Raw genomic sequence first — 15,763 nt, 5'->3', positions numbered from 1 at the left:
AAAATGTTATTTTCAGAAGAGTGGCTGCGCCATTACATCAATCCTGCCCTCAGCAGCGATGAGCTGTGCGAAACCCTGACGATGGGCGGCCTGGAAATCGAAGGCGCAGAACCGATTGCGCCGGCCTTCACCGGAGTGGTCGTTGCTCAGGTATTGACCTGCGAACAGCATCCGAATGCAGACAAACTGCATGTCTGCACGGTGGATATCGGTAAAGAGGAACCTGTGCAAATCGTCTGCGGTGCTCCGAACGTTAAAGCCGGAGTCAAGGTTCCGTGCGCTACCATCGGCGCTGTGCTTCCGGGCGACTTTAAGATTAAAAAAGCCAAACTCCGCGGTGTCGAGAGCAACGGTATGCTTTGCTCCAGCAGGGAATTAGGCATCAGCGAAGATCATTCCGGTCTGTGGATTCTTCCGGAAGACGCTCCTGTCGGTGAAGACATTCGCGTCTACGAACGTTTCGATGACAAGAAGATTGAAGTCAAAGCAACTCCGAACCGCGGTGACGCTTTAAGCGTGATCGGTGTCGGCCGTGATTTGAGAGCGCTGACCGGTGCCGAGCTTTCCCTCCCGGATTTCTCTCCGGTTCCGGCTACCTGCGACTGCGTTCACGAAGTGCGCAATGAAGCTCCGGATCTTTGCGGACGCTTTGCCGGCCGCGTGATCTGCGGCGTCAATGCCAAAGCCCTGACTCCGCAGTGGATGAAGGACCGTCTGGAGCGTTCCGGACAGCGTTCGATTTCTGCGCTGGTGGACATCTCCAATTACGTGATGCTGGAACTCGGTCGTCCGACTCATATTTTTGACCTCGATAAGCTTGACGGGCCGCTGACCGTTCGCTGGGGTAAAGGAGGCGAGAAGGCCGAATTGCTGAACGGTCAGACCGTCGATATCGATCCGTATTTCGGCGTGATCAGTGACAACAACCGTATTGAAGCGATTGCTGGCATCATGGGTGGCGATCATGCTGCTGTTTCGCTGGACACGAAGAATGTATTCATTGAAGCGGCTTTCTGGTGGCCAAAAGCTATTCAGGGCCGCTGCAGAAAATTAAATTTCTCGACGGACGCTGCATACAGATTTGAACGCGGTGTGGATTTCCAGTCCAATGTGGACCACATCGAATACATCACTCGTCTGATTCTTGAGATTTGTGGTACCGCAGAAACCAAGGTCGGCCCGGTTGTCGACGAAATCGAAGAGCTGCCGGTTCGCGAACCCGTCCGCATGAGGGCAGACCGCTGCAGAAAAGTTATCGGTGCCGATATCTCTGACGACAAAATGGCCGAGTGCTTTACTCGTTTAGGCTTCTCTTTCAAGAAGGAAGGCCGCACTTTCGTAGTAGACGCTCCGAGCTATCGTTTTGACATCGAGATTGAAGAAGATTTGATTGAAGAAGTCGCTCGTCTCTACGGTTATCAGAACCTGACGGAAATTCCTCCGCTGGCTCGCGTAGCCATGCTCGAACGTCCGGAAGCGAAACTCGATCGTCACGAACTTCGCAAGAAGATGGCCGGTTTAGGGTTCCAGGAACTGATTAACTATTCCTTCATCAGTGAGGAAGCCGAAGCGGACTTTGCCGAAGTTAAGGATCCGATTAAAGTTTTGAATCCGATCGCTTCCCAGATGGCTGTCATGAGAACACAGCTGATCTCCGGCTTGGTGGATCGTCTTAAGTACAACCTCAATCGTAAAGCCGACAGAGCAGCCTTGTTTGAATTAGGCCGTATCTTCAGACGTGATCCCTCCGTTAAGGGCTCCGACGCTGCCGTTGAAGGCGTGTATCAGCCGCTGCATCTTGCCGCTCTGGTATACGGCTCAGCTCGCCCAGCTCAGTGGGGAGAGAAGGCTAGAAACTTTGACTTCTTCGACTTGAAGGGTGCGGTTGAGATGCTGCTTCCGGGCCGCAACCTCCGCTTTGAAAAATCTAATCATCCGGCACTCCATCCGGGACGCGCTGCCACCGTTTATCTCGACGGTGAAGAGATTGGATTTATCGGCGAACTGCATCCTAAGCTTGCTCATAAGTACGAGCTGCCGCATTCTCCGATTGCCTTCGAACTCAAGGAAGAAGCCCTTTTGGATGTCGGGGTTCCGGTTAACCGCAGCTTGTCTAAGTTCCAGCCGATGTCTCGCGATATCGCTGTCTTCATTGACGATGCCGTGCCGGTTCAGAAACTGATGGACGCCGTGCGAAAGGCCGCAAAGAAAGATCCGCGCCTGCTGAGTTTGTCATCTTTTAAACTCTTTGATCTTTACAAACCTCAGGATGGTGCTAATGTAGGGAAGAAGAGCCTTGCGTTTAATATGTTGCTTCAGCGCCCGGACGCACAGCTTTCTGAAGAAGAGGCTGACGAGGCCGTGGCGGCTGTGGTAGAAGCCCTCGGTAAAGAGGGTGCAGTCTTGAGAGATTAAGGGGAAGTCATGGCAAACATTGGTCCTGACAATTTTGAACTCGTCAAAGAGTTGCTTGGGGATAAAAACACAATGAACCGCAGCACGCTCGAAGAAGTTCTCTTCGAGGAGCTCGGGTTCAGCCGCGAGATGTCTCGAGTTTTTGTGACTCAGTTTTTCCAGACCATTTCGGACGTTTTGGCAACCGGAGAAGAGGTGAAACTGACGACCCTCGGCAGGTTTGAAATCTGCGGCAGAGCATACAAAATGTTCTTTGACCCGGAGGCCAAGGAGTGGTTTGATGCGCCGACCCGTTTGGATGTCTACTTCCATCCTTCCAAGAAATTGACGGACTTTATCGATTACAACTTACGTCCGAAGGCTTGATAGCGGATGCCCAAAAAGAAAAAGCTTCCTGAATTGCCGCCGATACCTTCGAAAAGGTATTTCCCGATTCGGGAAGCGAGCTCACTTTGCGGTGTAAAAGATTATGTCCTGAGGTTTTGGGAAAAAGAATTTTCTCAGCTCAGACCGATGAAGCGCGGGAGCCAGCGTGCTTACCGCGCAAAAGATATTTTGATTGCCCGCAGAATACGGGAGCTTCTTTATGGGGACGGCTATCGTATTGATGCGGCAAGAGAAATTTTGAATAAAGAAGACAGAAAAGCAAAAGCCAGTGCTTCTGCGCCGCAGCTTTCGGAGACCTCTTTTTCCGGTTTTGAAGGAGTCGGAACCTTTTCTCAGCCGGAAATCGATTGGGAAGAATTTGATTCTGTCGTCTATAACTTGGAAAAAATCGAAGAGTTTTTGCACAATTAAAAAAAATCGTGTAATATCACGGTTCTTGAGTCGGGGCGTAGCGCAGCCTGGTAGCGCACTTGCATGGGGTGCAAGGGGTCGCGAGTTCGAATCCCGCCGCCCCGACCAGTAATTCCTAAAAGGTCGTCTATAGACGGCCTTTTTTATTTGTCTTAGTCTAAGCAATCCCAATAACGGCGGGCCTTCCGCTCTCAATGTCGTTCGTAATAGTCCGTCTTCGTCCATATTTATTTGTGTACAGCTAGATGTTCTAATGTAGTATCTAATGTACATACGACGTACGGCAATCCAAAAATAGCAGAATTTTTTCGGATTTTTTGTCACATTAGGACTTTGGAGGCCCCGCCGATATTGAACTCAGAGGGATTCGGAGGAATTTATGCGTTTAGCAGAGCGGATGACAGAAAAGCAGCTGAAGGCTGTCACAAAGACTCGGGCCTGCGGCGGGGTTCCAGGCCTGGTTGTAAAGGTCGTAAAACTCAAAGACGGCAGCTTGGCCAAATACTTCATTCTGCGGGAATCAACCATCAATCGGATATTTACACTGGGACGCTATCCGCAGATGTCGCTTGCAGACGCCTTTAAAAAAGCCGCTGACTGGAAAGTAAAGATTCGGCAGGGCATTGACCCGTCTGAAGAAGAAAAAGCGCTCAAGGCCTCATTACGGAGGAAATCCGCTCCATCCGACGATCGTCTGACCTTTGAGCAATTGATTTATCAATGGATTGAATTTAATGAGGCACGCGGCCGCTGGAATAATCCAAGCAAACCGAAGAAAGAAGTTTGGAAAGGTTTCTTTAGGAATCACATCCCTGATTCCATCCGGATGTGCCCAGTCGAAGAATTGAAGCCAGAGATGTTTGCGGCCGCTCTGGGCGAGAAGTGGCGAACGATGATCGATACTCCGGAAAGAATTTTGTCTGACGCTCGCCAGGCGATTGACTGGGCAATCCGCTCGGAGTTCGTCCCTCCTATGCTGAATCCCACACAGGTCAAAGATGGGAAGTTGGGAGACTTGCTGCCATTGGTGAGAGCTGAAGGCGGCCATGAACCGGCGCTCCCTCCGAAAAGAATGCCGCTTTTCTTTGCCGAGCTTATGAAACTTGTCCCGGTTAGCCAGACAGCTCGGTGCTTGGCCTTTGCGATTCTTACTGCCGCCCGGAACTCAACAGCTCGGGAGGCGACCTGGGGAGAGATTAAAGAGACAGAAGGGCAGTGGTTCCATGTCATCCCCAGAGAGAGAATGAAGGTCAAAGGCGAGAAAATACCTTTTGATCGTAAGACACCGCTCAGTCCTCAGGCAATGGAATTATTAAAAACAGCACCTCGTATTGGAATGAGCGACGAGGCTTTTATTTTCCCAAATATCAACAAGGGAAAGAATTCTCCGTTCACAAGAGATTCTGTCAGCGCCCTGATTAAGCGCATGCACGATAAACAGAAAAAAATAGATGGGATTGGATGGATTGATCCGGATCAAATGCATTTGAAAACCGGTAAACCGAGGATTGTCACTCTGCACGGCTGCGCCCGGGCAACTTTTAATACCTGGGCTAAAGATGCGTCCGGATATGGCCATCCGGCATTTGCAAAGGACTTGAGAGAAAGCTGTCTCGACCATCGCAATGAATCGTATCAATGCGCCTATGACCGAGAGCAGGCTTTAGGGGATATGAGAGAAGTTTTTGATGCCTGGGGAGCGTTCTGCTTCAGCCAGATCAAATAAAAAATAATGGGGCGGAATTCCGCCCCGAGTGGTTTCATTTATACCGTCGCCTCCTTTTCGCTTCCTAGCGTTTTCGACCAAGCGACAACGTCCACACGCCGCCACCTAGAGCATCTTGTAGTGAGCCTAATCGGTTCCGGGAATCTTCCTACTTTAACCAGCGCCCACACTGTAGAGACTCCGATATTCAATAATTCCGCGACCTGTTTCACGTCAAGGAGGAGCACGCCGAGATCGCTGCTATCCGATTTACGTTTTCTCATTTTTTCATTCCTCCTTCAATTCTTCCAATTTCTCGATGCAGTTTGTCCATACAAATTTTGTCGAACTCTTGCTTGTCTTCAGGAGTGATCAGCATTTGGAACTGTTCCAGCATGATGTGGACATCGGCGCATTCCTCAATAACGTGGTGCCAATGCTCCGGGGACGGTTTATCAAAGTAGGCGTCAAACGCTTCCTGTAATTCATCGACTTCTTCCGGCAATTTTTCGTATACCTGATGGTCATAGCCGTAGTGGTCCATGATTGCAATCAGGCACGAGTAAAACTCGACTGCGTTACTCAGATTCATTCTCTGCCTCCTCGGTATCCAGCTTCATGAACTGATTAAAGATGTTTTGTTTGAGCGCTTTTGCCGGAGCAACGTCTGAGTTGTCACGAACATTCAGGGCTTGAGCCTTGCTCAAAAACAAATTGAGGAGGCGCATGACCAGCATCGCCTCCTCGCGGGTGAGTTCAATTTTGTTCATAACTATTTAACTCGATTTTTGAGGCAACCCATCCCACGTGTTTTTTAACGGCGGATCAGACCTTGGCATGATCGCTGCTTTTACTATTTCGGTGGGAGTCTCATCATCGTCAATCTCTTTCTCAGACTGGCCAATTTCAAGAATTAAAGGTTTGTTCGGAGAGGTCGGCAAAACAAATTCCGATAGTCCGGGAAATACCTTGTCTAACCCTTCAAGCAGTTTAACTGACGCGCTTGTGTACAGACCAGGGCGCCCAGGCTTTCGGATATCCTCTGGGACGAAAATGCTTCGGTAATCCTTGATTAAAAAATCGTTAACCATTGGCGGCTCGAACGGGATACCGCAAAAATCCTCACGAGTTGCTGTTACGTTTCCATCCCCGATAAGGACAATGGCAGAGAGAACGACTTCGAGCGGGACAATCGTTTGCCCTTTGCCCTCCAGTCCTCCAACTAATTCAACAAGCACCGCATTACTGCCGTTATAGGCGAAGATTTCCGATTTATCAAAATTGATCGTAAGACCGCCAGTTGATCCGCTGCCGTCTTTCTTGATAAAGGCCGAGATTGCCTTGAGTTGTTTACCGTTAATCATTTTTAACCTTTAAATGAGAGTTACTCGAGTGCATTTCATGGCGCCCCTCGTTTTCGCGTTGCACGGGTAATACAACCCTGGAGCACCATCAGGGCTGTTGTGGCATGGGACAAATTTCCAATACTCGTGCAGCCCGTCCTTGATGTCCGATAGCTCTATAGTTTCAGCAAAGAAATCCTCAAGAGCTTTAATTGCTTCTTCAATGTTCAGCCATCCATAAAGAAGGGTTTCACCATCTTCGCTGAAAATGACATCACCTGTCTGAACGTTTTTGGACATATTGTCTCCAATAAAAAAGCCCATCAAATGGGCTTTTTTGCTTCAAGTTGGTTGTAGGCATCTTGCATATATTCAAGCGAAGCGCCGTATTCTTCTCGCCAATAGGTGTCATCTTTGTTTTCCCTGATACGCTCTTCTAAATCAAGGATTAAATCTTCAACAAAATCCAGAATGTAGAAGTGGACTTCATCTGGAACGTAAACGAAAGACTCCTCTTTTGTTTCGTTTTCGTGGTAGTCAATACATTTACCCATCCAATTCTCAAGAAAACGCAATACTCCCTGACCAACAAGAAAAAATTGAGGCTCTGTGATATTTGGACTGTCGATATAGTCAGAGAACGCAGCCTTTAGGTTGTTCAAATCCTGCTTTTTGTATAGGAAATCACTCACGTTCTTTCTCCTCCGTAAAGCCTAACGTCTCTCGAAGTCTCTTCCATTCGCTTTCAGGGAAGTCTTTGAACTCCATGTACTTACCGGAACTCAATGAAACCGTTAAAACGTTTTCGTCACGGGTCCATGCGATGAGAGCGACCTGATCTGTGTTAAAAATGCAGTCTCGGATTAAGAGTCGGTTCATTAGTCTTCGTCCTTTGACTTTTGAATTAAGTAGGCCAAGCGATCAATCATCGGAGTTGGGTCGATCAGTTTTACCTTGGATAATTTCTCTGCGGTGTCTGGCCTGACACTCCACAGCATTTGAATTAGGAGTATTAGTTTGTTGAGGCGCCTCATTGCATCCAAGAGCAATTCGGCTTCTTCGATTGTGAGTTGGATCTTCTTCATGTTTTCTCATCTCTTTAGACACAGCCGCCACAGCAGCAGTGGGGTACATTTTCGTTAATCATTTTGAGAATCTCTGCCTTGTGCTCTTTAAGCTCTGGGTAGGTCTCAAATAAATAGAAGTCGCAGATGTCGAGCCAGGGACCTTCCTCAACGTGCTCACACCAGTGAGAATCAAACCAGACGCTTCCGCCAGAGATAAGCGAGACAACCTCTTCATAGATCTTCCCGTCTGCCTTGAATTTCAGACGGCCAAAGCAGAGGTTTGGATACCCGCCGTCATAGTCAATGAATTCAAACTGCATATTGACCTCAAAAGAGAAGGCCCCGAAGGGCCTGGCGATTGAGCCTTACATTCTTTCAACAACAACTGAAACCTAGCGAATCACAATACTTTGATTTTCTTTGATGCAAGCGCCTTGAACGAAAACACCTTCTTCCAGGTCGTTTTTGAGCTTTGTTTTGTCAAGCTCGATAGAGCGTTTTTCTCTGAAATACTCTTGCGGGATGGTGTCTTCGTTATCAATCTCGAGAGCTGTGGTTTTCTTAATCCACATTGAGACTTTGGCCGTCTTAACTTTTTGATCTGGCATGCTTTGAAGGGCTTCAAGCATTAGCTTTCTGATTGCCTCTTGTTTATTTTTATTGCTCTTGATAAGGTCTGCAAATCGTTTTTGTTCTGCTTTTAACGCGTCTGCTTCGTGCTTCAGTTCGCACAGATAGAAGGCGGTGTTTTCGAGTTTGTCCTTGGCATCGTTTTCGACTTCTTGATACTCTTCCAGACCAGCAGCGGTCTTAGTCTCGTCGTTGTAATAAACGTCATCCAGCGCCTTTCTCAGCGCGTTTGGGATTTCATAAAGTTTCATATAAAAGAAAAGGCACAGTTTTTAGCCGCGCCTTCTAACGTAAAAGAATGTTTAGAACGGAATGTCTTCAGGGTTGCCGGTGTAAGGCTCCTCGGCTGGGGCGGCCTGTTTTGCCCGTCCAGGTCTATCGGACTTCTTGTCGAGTAGCTGGAGGTTGTCCGCAACAATCTCGGTGCTGTACTGAGTTTTGCCTTCCTTGTTTTCCCACTTGCGTGTACGCAGGTGACCTTCAATGAACACTTTGGAACCCTTGCTCAGGTAGGTTTGAGCAACCTCAGCAGTGCGACCAATACAAGTAATACGGTGCCACTCTGTTTCCTCCTTTCGTTCTCCGTCCTCACCTTTGCGGAATGTGGAGGTGGCAACAGAGAACGAAGTGATCTGAAGGTTAGTGTTGGTAAAGCGGGTTTCTGGATCACGTCCGAGCGCACCCAGGATGAAAACCTTATTGACGCTAGGCATTAGTGGCCTCCTGTTTTAATTGATCGTGAATTTTTGTTCTGACTAAATACTGCTTTTCATCCGCGTGCAGTTTGCTGTAGAAAGCCTTGTAAGCCTCCAGGCCGTCCAGACAAACTCTCTTTGCTTCCTCAACCAGGTTGAAATACTTTTCATCTTCGGAAACTTGGGCTGGTTGTGGAGCTGGCTGCTTCGGCTGAGGTGCTGCTTTCTTTGCAGGTGCACGGGTCTTGCCTTTTGCATAGGCATCCTCAGACGCCTGGCTGCCGTCGTCATCTTCTTCACCGTAGCTCAGGCCGAGAAAAGAAACAAAGGAATATCGGCGGGCATACGTTACTGCGCTCCCAAACGCTTGCACGCCTTTTTGCTGGAGGCCAGCAGTGGTCACGAAGAACACGCCAGAGGAAAGAGTTTCTCCTTCCTCGGAGACAAGAACTGTCTCGATCCCCACGCGATCCTCTTCAGTCGTGGTCTTCTGGACGACGGCCAGCCCGTGCTTGTTGAGGATGGGAAGAATCGCGTCCAAGCAGGAGGAGATGTTTGCGTAACTGTAACCGCGACCGCTGCCGAATGCTTTGGCCTCCTGATCCTGGACAATTCGCGGAAATTCCTGTTGCGCCTCAATCAGACGCATGCAGATGTTTTTATTAACTGTAGTCATGTGTTATCCTCTAATGGAGGGTTGTGGCCGCATCCCTCAGTAAATAAATTTTGGATTTCCAAAAGGATCTCAGAAAGGAACTTCATCCAGCTCAAATGGAATGAAGTTCTTTTTTTGTTCCCATGTCTCGTTCTGGCGCTCGTAGTCGTTCAACTGCTCGTCTGTCCATTCAGGTTGAGACGGCAGGTTATCGAGCATGTCTCGCGCCTGACCCCAAGTGATCCCACAGCCGTAATACTCAGCTTCATCCGGATAATCCGGAGGATCACGAAACTCGAAGCGGCCCGCTTCAGCCTCACCCATCATCCAATTCATAATCTTTGACATATCAATCTCCTTAATGCCATTCGTTTTCCTTAAGAAACTCGTCAAATAGTGGTTCAATCTCAGGATGTCTTTCATCCTCACCGTTCTCGACTAGCTCATTGATCCGGTCATCGCAATACTCAGGAACGTATTTCCAAAAGAATTCTTCGAGCAGTTCTTCATAACGCTCCTGCCGTTTTTCTTCCCGCCAACTCAGCTGCCAGAGGTCCCCAGGGCCCGGGCAAGTTCGAGGTGTGTAATTCATCTGAGCCACTTCACTAAGAAAAACGGGAGAACGAACGAGGATGCAAGCAGCACATAAGCAATCCAAGAAAGGATGATGTTGTCATCGTCCGAATTTTTCATTGTCAGAAACTTCTTCATAACAACCTCCAAAAGAAAAGCCCCCGAAAGCGCACCAAGGAGTACCGCGCTAACGAGGGCCAGGAGAGAAAAGACTTAAATCTCGAATTCCGGAAGTTTCTTGATATCCGGATACATTTGCTCGTCAATTGCCTTAAGCCCGAGCTCTGTAATGAAATCCTGAGAGAACTCTTTGAACAATGCCTTGACCTCTTTCTGCGCCTCAGCAGTTTGCACAACGCAGCTAAGATCAAGGGTCACATTCGACTTGCCAGCGAGCATAGCTGCTACAACCGCTTTTTCTGCGTAAGCAAGCGCATCAGTGAGACAGATTGCAGAGCCGCGCTCCTTCAAAATGTCGTCGATAACATTTGTAAAAAGTTGATTTTTTTCATTCACGGATAAAATCATTTTCTCTCCCTTAAAACTATGTAAAAAAGACCACATTCAAAAGCTCCCCTAAGCGCTGAACTGGAACTAACAGTTATTGGTAAAAGCCTGGGGAGCTTATGAAGATGGTCTGAAGAAGTCCCCGTCTTTCCGGGGTGTCACCTCTGCGAGATAATTAATTTGCAAACTTTCAACTATCTCAATGGAGGAAAAGATGTTTGCTTATGAAACTTTGCTTGAAGCGTTGAAAGCACGAAAGGCAGTGTCTTTTATTTACCATGGACAGTATCGGGTTGTATCGCCATACATCCTTGGCAAAAACAAATTGATGGGCTTGCAGACTGAGGGAGGGAGCCTTTCCGGAGAGCCTCATTCTCTTAAGTACTTCGAGGTTCCTGAGATAACCAATGTCCGAATTCTTGAAGGAAAGTATGTACCTCCTCAGACCGCTCCACAATATAAAACTCTGGGAAGATTCGTGTCACCTGTTTGGGTGAACCCATAGCAACTTCCTGAGAGTTTTCTAGGCACCAGACTGCGTACTCAAGAGCTTTCAGACCTTCGTAGAACTCGCGTGCGGCAGTCTCGCCCTGAGGAGGAGCCGCATTGCTGAGCGCCTTATATGTTTGCGAAAGGATAGAGATTTCTTTGTTCATTTAACAACTCAACTTATTGCTCTGCTAGCAGCGATTCAAATCTTGCAAAAATGACCTCTAGCTCAATGAGCGCCCGTCTTTTTGTCCGGAAACTCAGACCGAAAACGTTTGCCAATAACAAATCGTTTACCTTGTCTTGTTCTTTCATAAAGAATCCGGAAAAGCGCCAGTCATTAGGCTTCGGTCTAATTAAGCTGATGATGTTTTGACCCTTGTAGTAAATCTCATAAACTCTAGGGACAACGCGCTTAACTTTTAAAAGCATTTTTTCTCTCCTGTAAGAAACAGAAGCGCCCTCCAAGTTAAAGATCGTTCGTCTTTGGGTGAGTGACAAAGAAGGCGCTTTTGTTTATGAACTGTCTTTGCTGAACGGCCCCTACCGGTGCTACACGACTTTAACGTTTGACACTTTCAGCATTCTCTCTGCCGCTGGTTCACTTTCGATCCCCATGCTTAGGCGCAATTCACTTGCCGCCTGGTTGCTCCGTGCACCTTTCGCTTTACTCGGTGTTTAGGAGCAGTGTTTCTTGATTACGAACCTGCAAGAAACATTTTAAAGAGCTACTTGTTCGTTACAAGTACAAACTGTAAACCAATTGAAAGAAAATTGCAAGTAAAGACTGTAGCCTTTCTTGCAATAAGGGAAAGTGATAGTAATAGTTAAGATTTAATTGTTCTTGCCGTGCCAGCGCATTGCTCTCCTAAAGCCCGCGGCCTCGGCTTCCTTGACGGTCAGCGCCAGAAATTCTCCTTGCCTGTCGATCTTTACTTTGTCATATTGTTGATCGAAGGGAAGGTGGTAGATCTTTTCTCCAGAAGAAGAGATGTTGCACTTAATCATGGGAAAGTCTTTTCTAAGTTTGTAGTTCTCTTCGACTTCAATTCCCAGCTCTTTTGCACATTCCCTGGCGAAGTCGTCTAGTTTTGTGGTGGTCACAAAAACTCCCCTGACAACTTCTCCTGGATGCTTACGCTTGTATTCAAAGACTGTTCCGAACAGTTGGAAGATGTGCTTTTCAAAAATGGTTTTCTTGGCCGCCCAGCATTTTGCCTGGACTATAAGGGTGTCTCCCATACCTGCAAACTCTTTGCAGATTAGGTCGCGGCCCTTATCCTTTTTCTTATCCTGGATCCCAGTGTATTCAACCAGATAATTTGCTTGCTCGTATTCCCAGCCGAGTTGCAGTTCAAACAACTTTCCCACGTAGCTCTGACTTGTGTGTTTCAAGAACCGATCAAGGGCGAGCTGGTTACGCTCCGATGTCGGAAGTTTTTTGTACTCTTCTGGAGACATGAATCTCCTAACCCTGTCCACTCCAGAATCATCAGTAAGGTCCATGGGCAGGAACCCGTTAGTCTCCTCCAGGATTTCTTGTTCATACTCTTCAATAACAGGAAAGTATTCTTTGATAGTTTCCAGCTCAGACTTAAGAAGAACATTCTCTTTCAGTAAGGCCTTCTTCTCTTTTTTGATCTTGGAGACTTCGTTTGCCGCCGTTATTGCAGGTCTAGACTTGTAGCGCAAACATTCCTCTGCCGCGCGATCTTTGGCTTCCTCATATCCCGCCATCAATTCGGCAAGCCACTTTCTTCCCATTAAAAAATTTTGGTTGAAATATTTGCAACGGAATGATATTTCAGTAAGGACAGTATCTTTTCTCTTAAGTTCCTTTTGCAAGGCCGACCGCTGATTTTCAATCTCCTTCAGAGTTTCCTTATTTTTTTCAAGGGTTGCCTCGTTTTTGTTTAAAGTCCATTCGTTGTGCTCTCTTTGGCTCACGATGCTGGAGCGCAAGAACAACAAAATGAAAATATAAGCGAGCGCTCCAATTAGCAACAGGGCTTCTGGTTTCATTAGAGCCTACTTGCGGTCCATGCAAAAACGATCTTTCCAATCACTCGGACGGAATCAAGTTCCTCTTTCGGGATGTACATCTTTTCGTAGTCCTTATTGTCGGAGATGACGATCAGGCCGCCATCAACATTCCGTTGGATACGCTTAACGAAAAGCTCCCCGCCAATGTTGAGAGCGTAAATGGCATCACTGGTGATCTTCTCAATGCCTGTATCAACTAGAAGAATGTCTCCATTCTCGAACGTGGGCACCATTGAATCACCGCGGCCTGTAATGACTTCCAGCTTATTGAAAGAAGAGCAGGATACATGCTGTCTAAGCCAGCTTTTGCGGATTGAGAGGTGCTCTACCACCTGATCCTCGTCTGGATAAACAACGTCCCCCGCGCCCATTGAGGCGGTTGCATTGAACCTCGGAATTTTAATTGTGTCGTCTTGCTCAGATTCAACAGTCTCTTCTTTGGCAACGGGTATGGGCTCCTGACCAGTCAAACTTTCTAATGACACACCAAGGATCTGAGCAATAGCCGCCAGCCGATCAATCTTCGGCGTGGCCGTGCCTTTTTCCCACTGTTGCACGGATTGGGGCGTGATACCTAGTCTTCTGGCTAATTCACTTTGATTCAACCCAGAACGTTTTCTTGCCTCAGCGATGTTGGAGGCTATTTGTTCTTTATTCATAAGAGGCTCCTTCAAAGCTAATTCTACAAGTTTTCCCTGTAGGGCGAATTTATCGGACAATACAGTTAATGCTTGTAATGATTAAGCAATACTTGTAGAATTAACTGTAACTTTTTAAAGAGGTTTTTAAATGAGCGCTAAAACTGCCTTAAAGAAGGCCATTAAGAAAGCGGGCGGCCAGAGTGCTTTGGCCAGGAAGCTCGGCATCAGCCAGCAGTCCATCCAGCAGTGGGTCGTAGTCCCGCTCAAACGTGTGAAGCAAGTTTCTGAAATCACTGGTGTCCCCCGTGAAGAGTTAGCTCCTGAGTTGTTCAAATAATGTTCCTACATCCTGAAAATCGGCGTGGTGACATTGTGGTCAAGTGCGCCGTTACCAAAGAGATGAAAGCAAAGCTCGACGCAGTTTGCATAGCAGAGAACTTGCATTCAAACGAGCTCTTGCTTTGTCTCCTTCAGGATTTCTTCCAACGTGAAGAATACAAGTTCAGTTTATGGACGCGGCTTGTAGCTGACAAGGAAAAGGAAAGTAATTCTGAAGTACCTCAGAGTTCCCGACTAAAGGGGGAACGAAATGAGCTTTGACGCTATCAAATGGGCCATCAACCAAGACATTGACGACCCGAAGGAGAAATTACTTCTGGTGATCCTTTCTGATTTCCTGAATGATAAAACCAGGCAGTGCAACCCGTCCCGTGAAACTTTAATGAGAAAGGCTTGTATTAAGAACAACAAGACCCTTTCTTCTAAGTTGGACAGTCTTGTCTCCAGAGGTCTGATTGAAATTGTCAGAGGAAAAGGCATATCCAATCGCTACCTAGTTCAAAACCGAACCACGTTCAATAGTGAACCTAGTTCAGCAGTGAACCACGTTCAGCACTGCACTACTACCAGGTTCAGTACTGAACCGACCCCTAGTTCAACAGTGAACCACGAACCTATAAGTGAACCTATTAATGAACCTAATACTTTATTTGTCAGTAGAGCCGAGGACGGCTCTCCAGACGCTCAGAAAAATGCCGTGAGTGAGAGTGAGGAATTCAACCTCACCGAACCAAAAGAAGAGCTCACTCCGGAACAGCGATCGGTACAAATCGGCTCCCGTTGTCCGCACGAAAAAATCATCGCCTTGTACCACGAATGTCTGCCAATGCTGCCGACAGTCCGGATCTGGTCAGAGGATAGAAGAAAAACGTTAGCTGCTCGCTGGAGAACGCTCGTCAATGACAAGGGGTATCAGTCCGAAGAGGAAGGCCTTGGCTGGTTTAAGAGATTGTTTGGATACATCAGGCGCTCGCAATTCCTCACAGGTGAAACACCGCAGAAGGAAGGCCACACCTGGAGGCCGGACTTGGAATGGATCATCAAACCGAAAAACCTAACGAAAATCATTGAGGGGAAATACCATGTCAAATAACTACAGCATGAGAGATGTGGACTTCGACAGCAGCTCGGAATCCAGGAAAACTCAAAGACAGCAGTCAACGAAGGTTTTTGAACAACCCTGCAGGGCCAATGGCTGTCCGTGCACAGTCTTTTGCGGCCAACTGACCCAAGGCATCACCGTTTGTGAATTCCACGAAGGCGTTCAAGGCAGATATTTTCCGCAGGTTACTTCCGGCCTTATCCAGTATCAAGACCTCATCAATCTTGCAGAAAGACTTTTGCGCGACTGGCGACTGATTGACGATTACAACTCCACGTCTAATCACCCGCATGTCATTCAGAACCTCACTGAGTATTTCCAGGCAATCGGCATTCCTGAGCTGGCTCCCCAGACAAACATTCCCTGTATTCCTATCGAAGGCAAGCAGAAGTTCCGGGATGAATCAGCTTACGACTTGGGAAACCGGATCAAGAGATGGGTGCGTAGCCAAGTAGTCAAACCCTACATGATTGAAAACTCAGAGGAGAGCATGAGAGGGAAGTCTTTGGATCAGGTTTCACCGCTCTCGGCCTTTGTGAAACAGCTCAAGCAGAAAGCCATCCAACGACAGCAAGAAGATGAGGCCTACTTGTATGGAGGAAGTCATGTCTGATTCTGCATGGACACTGCTGATGATCATCCTGGCGCCGGTCGTGTTTATCAACCTGTTTTTATTCGGATTACTCGTGAGAGCCGCTTTCCAACTCAGCCAGGAGAAACATCATGACGTTTGACTTCGCTTACTTTGCCAAGGCTCTTTG

The 15,763-nt window shown here is 47.5% G+C and carries 29 protein-coding genes and 1 tRNA gene; 10 read left to right on the top strand and 20 right to left on the bottom strand.

The features are described from left to right. Nucleotides 1–3 precede the first annotated feature (3 nt). From pheT to ACZND6_RS00605, 5 genes are all read left to right on the top strand, one after another. Nucleotides 4–2,415 (top strand): phenylalanine--tRNA ligase subunit beta, encoded by a 2,412-nt coding sequence (gene pheT, locus ACZND6_RS00625; RefSeq protein WP_300874330.1) that lies wholly within the window; start codon nt 4–6, stop codon nt 2,413–2,415. A 9-nt stretch (nt 2,416–2,424) separates the two neighbouring features. After that, nucleotides 2,425–2,781, top strand: a complete 357-nt coding sequence (locus tag ACZND6_RS00620) for an HU family DNA-binding protein (protein WP_293701335.1) — start codon at nt 2,425–2,427, stop codon at nt 2,779–2,781. Between the two features lie 6 nt (nt 2,782–2,787). After that, nucleotides 2,788–3,213, top strand: coding sequence for a MerR family transcriptional regulator (locus tag ACZND6_RS00615; protein WP_293737145.1), 426 nt, complete (start codon nt 2,788–2,790; stop codon nt 3,211–3,213). Between the two features lie 31 nt (nt 3,214–3,244). Then, nucleotides 3,245–3,321: transfer RNA gene (locus tag ACZND6_RS00610), tRNA-Pro, on the top strand. A 271-nt stretch (nt 3,322–3,592) separates the two neighbouring features. After that, nucleotides 3,593–4,939: a tyrosine-type recombinase/integrase gene (locus tag ACZND6_RS00605; protein WP_489524277.1), complete on the top strand. Its 1,347-nt coding sequence runs from the start codon at nt 3,593–3,595 to the stop codon at nt 4,937–4,939. A 38-nt stretch (nt 4,940–4,977) separates the two neighbouring features. On the opposite strand, the gene ACZND6_RS00600 is transcribed toward ACZND6_RS00605, so the two are convergent. The 18 genes from ACZND6_RS00600 to ACZND6_RS00515 all read right to left on the bottom strand — a co-directional run bounded on the left by ACZND6_RS00600 (nt 4,978) and on the right by ACZND6_RS00515 (nt 11,309). Further along, nucleotides 4,978–5,202, bottom strand: a complete 225-nt coding sequence (locus tag ACZND6_RS00600; RefSeq protein ID WP_008811493.1) for a helix-turn-helix transcriptional regulator — start codon at nt 5,200–5,202, stop codon at nt 4,978–4,980. Then, nucleotides 5,199–5,510 (bottom strand): nucleoside triphosphate pyrophosphohydrolase family protein, encoded by a 312-nt coding sequence (locus ACZND6_RS00595; RefSeq protein WP_412650217.1) that lies wholly within the window; start codon nt 5,508–5,510, stop codon nt 5,199–5,201. The genes ACZND6_RS00600 and ACZND6_RS00595 overlap by 4 nt, the downstream gene beginning before the upstream one ends. Beyond that, entirely contained in the window at nt 5,497–5,688 is a 192-nt protein-coding gene (locus ACZND6_RS00590) for a hypothetical protein (RefSeq protein ID WP_302987754.1), read from the bottom strand. The genes ACZND6_RS00595 and ACZND6_RS00590 overlap by 14 nt, the downstream gene beginning before the upstream one ends. A gap of 6 nt (nt 5,689–5,694) precedes the next feature. After that, nucleotides 5,695–6,282 (bottom strand): hypothetical protein, encoded by a 588-nt coding sequence (locus ACZND6_RS00585; protein ID WP_302404211.1) that lies wholly within the window; start codon nt 6,280–6,282, stop codon nt 5,695–5,697. Between the two features lie 9 nt (nt 6,283–6,291). Then, a complete protein-coding gene (locus ACZND6_RS00580) occupies nt 6,292–6,561 on the bottom strand; it encodes a hypothetical protein (protein ID WP_489524276.1) in 270 nt (89 codons plus the stop codon). A 23-nt stretch (nt 6,562–6,584) separates the two neighbouring features. Then, nucleotides 6,585–6,953 carry a hypothetical protein gene (locus ACZND6_RS00575; protein WP_412650215.1) on the bottom strand — a complete coding sequence of 123 codons (369 nt, stop codon included), beginning with the start codon at nt 6,951–6,953 and terminating at the stop codon, nt 6,585–6,587. Further along, on the bottom strand, nt 6,946–7,140 hold the full coding sequence (locus ACZND6_RS00570) for a hypothetical protein (protein ID WP_412650213.1): 195 nt from the start codon (nt 7,138–7,140) through the stop codon (nt 6,946–6,948). Before ACZND6_RS00570 ends, ACZND6_RS00575 begins: the two co-directional genes overlap by 8 nt. Continuing rightward, nucleotides 7,140–7,346 carry a hypothetical protein gene (locus ACZND6_RS00565; RefSeq protein WP_302817214.1) on the bottom strand — a complete coding sequence of 69 codons (207 nt, stop codon included), beginning with the start codon at nt 7,344–7,346 and terminating at the stop codon, nt 7,140–7,142. Before ACZND6_RS00565 ends, ACZND6_RS00570 begins: the two co-directional genes overlap by 1 nt. Before the next feature lie 14 nt (nt 7,347–7,360). After that, nucleotides 7,361–7,648, bottom strand: a complete 288-nt coding sequence (locus ACZND6_RS00560; protein WP_489524275.1) for a hypothetical protein — start codon at nt 7,646–7,648, stop codon at nt 7,361–7,363. A 72-nt stretch (nt 7,649–7,720) separates the two neighbouring features. After that, a complete protein-coding gene (locus ACZND6_RS00555) occupies nt 7,721–8,209 on the bottom strand; it encodes a siphovirus Gp157 family protein (protein ID WP_489524274.1) in 489 nt (162 codons plus the stop codon). A gap of 51 nt (nt 8,210–8,260) precedes the next feature. Continuing rightward, nucleotides 8,261–8,671, bottom strand: coding sequence for a single-stranded DNA-binding protein (locus ACZND6_RS00550; RefSeq protein WP_418573305.1), 411 nt, complete (start codon nt 8,669–8,671; stop codon nt 8,261–8,263). Further along, a complete protein-coding gene (locus ACZND6_RS00545; RefSeq protein WP_418573307.1) occupies nt 8,664–9,329 on the bottom strand; it encodes an ERF family protein in 666 nt (221 codons plus the stop codon). Before ACZND6_RS00545 ends, ACZND6_RS00550 begins: the two co-directional genes overlap by 8 nt. A 69-nt stretch (nt 9,330–9,398) precedes the next feature. Then, nucleotides 9,399–9,656: a hypothetical protein gene (locus ACZND6_RS00540; RefSeq protein WP_418573308.1), complete on the bottom strand. Its 258-nt coding sequence runs from the start codon at nt 9,654–9,656 to the stop codon at nt 9,399–9,401. Between the two features lie 10 nt (nt 9,657–9,666). Then, nucleotides 9,667–9,900: a hypothetical protein gene (locus ACZND6_RS00535; RefSeq protein WP_418945256.1), complete on the bottom strand. Its 234-nt coding sequence runs from the start codon at nt 9,898–9,900 to the stop codon at nt 9,667–9,669. Beyond that, nucleotides 9,897–10,019 carry a hypothetical protein gene (locus ACZND6_RS00530; RefSeq protein ID WP_489524273.1) on the bottom strand — a complete coding sequence of 41 codons (123 nt, stop codon included), beginning with the start codon at nt 10,017–10,019 and terminating at the stop codon, nt 9,897–9,899. Before ACZND6_RS00530 ends, ACZND6_RS00535 begins: the two co-directional genes overlap by 4 nt. 75 nt (nt 10,020–10,094) lie before the next feature. Continuing rightward, complete coding sequence (locus tag ACZND6_RS00525; RefSeq protein ID WP_489524272.1) at nt 10,095–10,409, bottom strand: transcriptional regulator; 315 nt, start codon at nt 10,407–10,409, stop codon at nt 10,095–10,097. A 356-nt stretch (nt 10,410–10,765) separates the two neighbouring features. Continuing rightward, entirely contained in the window at nt 10,766–11,044 is a 279-nt protein-coding gene (locus ACZND6_RS00520) for a hypothetical protein (RefSeq protein ID WP_484224428.1), read from the bottom strand. Between the two features lie 13 nt (nt 11,045–11,057). Further along, on the bottom strand, nt 11,058–11,309 hold the full coding sequence (locus ACZND6_RS00515) for a hypothetical protein (protein ID WP_489524271.1): 252 nt from the start codon (nt 11,307–11,309) through the stop codon (nt 11,058–11,060). A 58-nt stretch (nt 11,310–11,367) separates the two neighbouring features. Here ACZND6_RS00515 and ACZND6_RS00510 point away from each other — a divergent pair, with 58 nt between their 5' ends. Continuing rightward, the gene (locus ACZND6_RS00510; protein WP_489524270.1) at nt 11,368–11,559 is read left to right on the top strand and encodes a hypothetical protein; all 192 of its coding nucleotides are present in this window, start codon (nt 11,368–11,370) and stop codon (nt 11,557–11,559) included. A 152-nt stretch (nt 11,560–11,711) separates the two neighbouring features. Here ACZND6_RS00510 and ACZND6_RS00505 read toward each other — a convergent pair whose 3' ends face one another. Together ACZND6_RS00505 and ACZND6_RS00500 are read right to left on the bottom strand one after the other, a co-directional pair. Then, a complete protein-coding gene (locus ACZND6_RS00505; protein ID WP_489524269.1) occupies nt 11,712–12,899 on the bottom strand; it encodes a restriction endonuclease in 1,188 nt (395 codons plus the stop codon). After that, nucleotides 12,899–13,579 carry an XRE family transcriptional regulator gene (locus ACZND6_RS00500; protein ID WP_489524268.1) on the bottom strand — a complete coding sequence of 227 codons (681 nt, stop codon included), beginning with the start codon at nt 13,577–13,579 and terminating at the stop codon, nt 12,899–12,901. Before ACZND6_RS00500 ends, ACZND6_RS00505 begins: the two co-directional genes overlap by 1 nt. Nucleotides 13,580–13,709: 130 nt before the next feature. Here ACZND6_RS00500 and ACZND6_RS00495 point away from each other — a divergent pair, with 130 nt between their 5' ends. The 4 genes from ACZND6_RS00495 (at nt 13,710) to ACZND6_RS00480 (ending at nt 15,736) form a co-directional block, all read left to right on the top strand. Then, complete coding sequence (locus ACZND6_RS00495; protein ID WP_283387682.1) at nt 13,710–13,898, top strand: transcriptional regulator; 189 nt, start codon at nt 13,710–13,712, stop codon at nt 13,896–13,898. Between the two features lie 252 nt (nt 13,899–14,150). Further along, entirely contained in the window at nt 14,151–14,993 is an 843-nt protein-coding gene (locus ACZND6_RS00490) for a helix-turn-helix domain-containing protein (RefSeq protein ID WP_489524267.1), read from the top strand. After that, nucleotides 14,983–15,615 carry a hypothetical protein gene (locus tag ACZND6_RS00485; protein ID WP_489524266.1) on the top strand — a complete coding sequence of 211 codons (633 nt, stop codon included), beginning with the start codon at nt 14,983–14,985 and terminating at the stop codon, nt 15,613–15,615. Before ACZND6_RS00490 ends, ACZND6_RS00485 begins: the two co-directional genes overlap by 11 nt. Continuing rightward, a complete protein-coding gene (locus tag ACZND6_RS00480; RefSeq protein ID WP_489524265.1) occupies nt 15,608–15,736 on the top strand; it encodes a hypothetical protein in 129 nt (42 codons plus the stop codon). Before ACZND6_RS00485 ends, ACZND6_RS00480 begins: the two co-directional genes overlap by 8 nt. Nucleotides 15,737–15,763: the final 27 nt, after the last annotated feature.

The organism is Parasutterella sp., from assembly GCF_057870745.1.
Note: the sequence above shows the minus strand (reverse complement) of the source record. Positions and strands in the feature narration are given on the sequence as shown.

What these genes read in the sequence shown, in the direction of transcription:
- pheT (WP_300874330.1), top strand. Translation starts at nt 4, where the DNA reads ATGTTATTTTCAGAAGAGTGGCTGCGCCATTACATCAATCCTGCCCTC.
- ACZND6_RS00620 (WP_293701335.1), top strand. Translation starts at nt 2,425, where the DNA reads ATGGCAAACATTGGTCCTGACAATTTTGAACTCGTCAAAGAGTTGCTT.
- ACZND6_RS00615 (WP_293737145.1), top strand. Translation starts at nt 2,788, where the DNA reads ATGCCCAAAAAGAAAAAGCTTCCTGAATTGCCGCCGATACCTTCGAAA.
- ACZND6_RS00605 (WP_489524277.1), top strand. Translation starts at nt 3,593, where the DNA reads ATGCGTTTAGCAGAGCGGATGACAGAAAAGCAGCTGAAGGCTGTCACA.
- ACZND6_RS00600 (WP_008811493.1), bottom strand. Translation starts at nt 5,202, where the DNA reads ATGAGAAAACGTAAATCGGATAGCAGCGATCTCGGCGTGCTCCTCCTT.
- ACZND6_RS00595 (WP_412650217.1), bottom strand. Translation starts at nt 5,510, where the DNA reads ATGAATCTGAGTAACGCAGTCGAGTTTTACTCGTGCCTGATTGCAATC.
- ACZND6_RS00590 (WP_302987754.1), bottom strand. Translation starts at nt 5,688, where the DNA reads ATGAACAAAATTGAACTCACCCGCGAGGAGGCGATGCTGGTCATGCGC.
- ACZND6_RS00585 (WP_302404211.1), bottom strand. Translation starts at nt 6,282, where the DNA reads ATGATTAACGGTAAACAACTCAAGGCAATCTCGGCCTTTATCAAGAAA.
- ACZND6_RS00580 (WP_489524276.1), bottom strand. Translation starts at nt 6,561, where the DNA reads ATGTCCAAAAACGTTCAGACAGGTGATGTCATTTTCAGCGAAGATGGT.
- ACZND6_RS00570 (WP_412650213.1), bottom strand. Translation starts at nt 7,140, where the DNA reads ATGAACCGACTCTTAATCCGAGACTGCATTTTTAACACAGATCAGGTC.
- ACZND6_RS00565 (WP_302817214.1), bottom strand. Translation starts at nt 7,346, where the DNA reads ATGAAGAAGATCCAACTCACAATCGAAGAAGCCGAATTGCTCTTGGAT.
- ACZND6_RS00560 (WP_489524275.1), bottom strand. Translation starts at nt 7,648, where the DNA reads ATGCAGTTTGAATTCATTGACTATGACGGCGGGTATCCAAACCTCTGC.
- ACZND6_RS00555 (WP_489524274.1), bottom strand. Translation starts at nt 8,209, where the DNA reads ATGAAACTTTATGAAATCCCAAACGCGCTGAGAAAGGCGCTGGATGAC.
- ACZND6_RS00550 (WP_418573305.1), bottom strand. Translation starts at nt 8,671, where the DNA reads ATGCCTAGCGTCAATAAGGTTTTCATCCTGGGTGCGCTCGGACGTGAT.
- ACZND6_RS00545 (WP_418573307.1), bottom strand. Translation starts at nt 9,329, where the DNA reads ATGACTACAGTTAATAAAAACATCTGCATGCGTCTGATTGAGGCGCAA.
- ACZND6_RS00540 (WP_418573308.1), bottom strand. Translation starts at nt 9,656, where the DNA reads ATGTCAAAGATTATGAATTGGATGATGGGTGAGGCTGAAGCGGGCCGC.
- ACZND6_RS00535 (WP_418945256.1), bottom strand. Translation starts at nt 9,900, where the DNA reads ATGAATTACACACCTCGAACTTGCCCGGGCCCTGGGGACCTCTGGCAG.
- ACZND6_RS00530 (WP_489524273.1), bottom strand. Translation starts at nt 10,019, where the DNA reads ATGAAGAAGTTTCTGACAATGAAAAATTCGGACGATGACAACATCATC.
- ACZND6_RS00525 (WP_489524272.1), bottom strand. Translation starts at nt 10,409, where the DNA reads ATGATTTTATCCGTGAATGAAAAAAATCAACTTTTTACAAATGTTATC.
- ACZND6_RS00520 (WP_484224428.1), bottom strand. Translation starts at nt 11,044, where the DNA reads ATGAACAAAGAAATCTCTATCCTTTCGCAAACATATAAGGCGCTCAGC.
- ACZND6_RS00515 (WP_489524271.1), bottom strand. Translation starts at nt 11,309, where the DNA reads ATGCTTTTAAAAGTTAAGCGCGTTGTCCCTAGAGTTTATGAGATTTAC.
- ACZND6_RS00505 (WP_489524269.1), bottom strand. Translation starts at nt 12,899, where the DNA reads ATGAAACCAGAAGCCCTGTTGCTAATTGGAGCGCTCGCTTATATTTTC.
- ACZND6_RS00500 (WP_489524268.1), bottom strand. Translation starts at nt 13,579, where the DNA reads ATGAATAAAGAACAAATAGCCTCCAACATCGCTGAGGCAAGAAAACGT.
- ACZND6_RS00495 (WP_283387682.1), top strand. Translation starts at nt 13,710, where the DNA reads ATGAGCGCTAAAACTGCCTTAAAGAAGGCCATTAAGAAAGCGGGCGGC.
- ACZND6_RS00490 (WP_489524267.1), top strand. Translation starts at nt 14,151, where the DNA reads ATGAGCTTTGACGCTATCAAATGGGCCATCAACCAAGACATTGACGAC.
- ACZND6_RS00485 (WP_489524266.1), top strand. Translation starts at nt 14,983, where the DNA reads ATGTCAAATAACTACAGCATGAGAGATGTGGACTTCGACAGCAGCTCG.
- ACZND6_RS00480 (WP_489524265.1), top strand. Translation starts at nt 15,608, where the DNA reads ATGTCTGATTCTGCATGGACACTGCTGATGATCATCCTGGCGCCGGTC.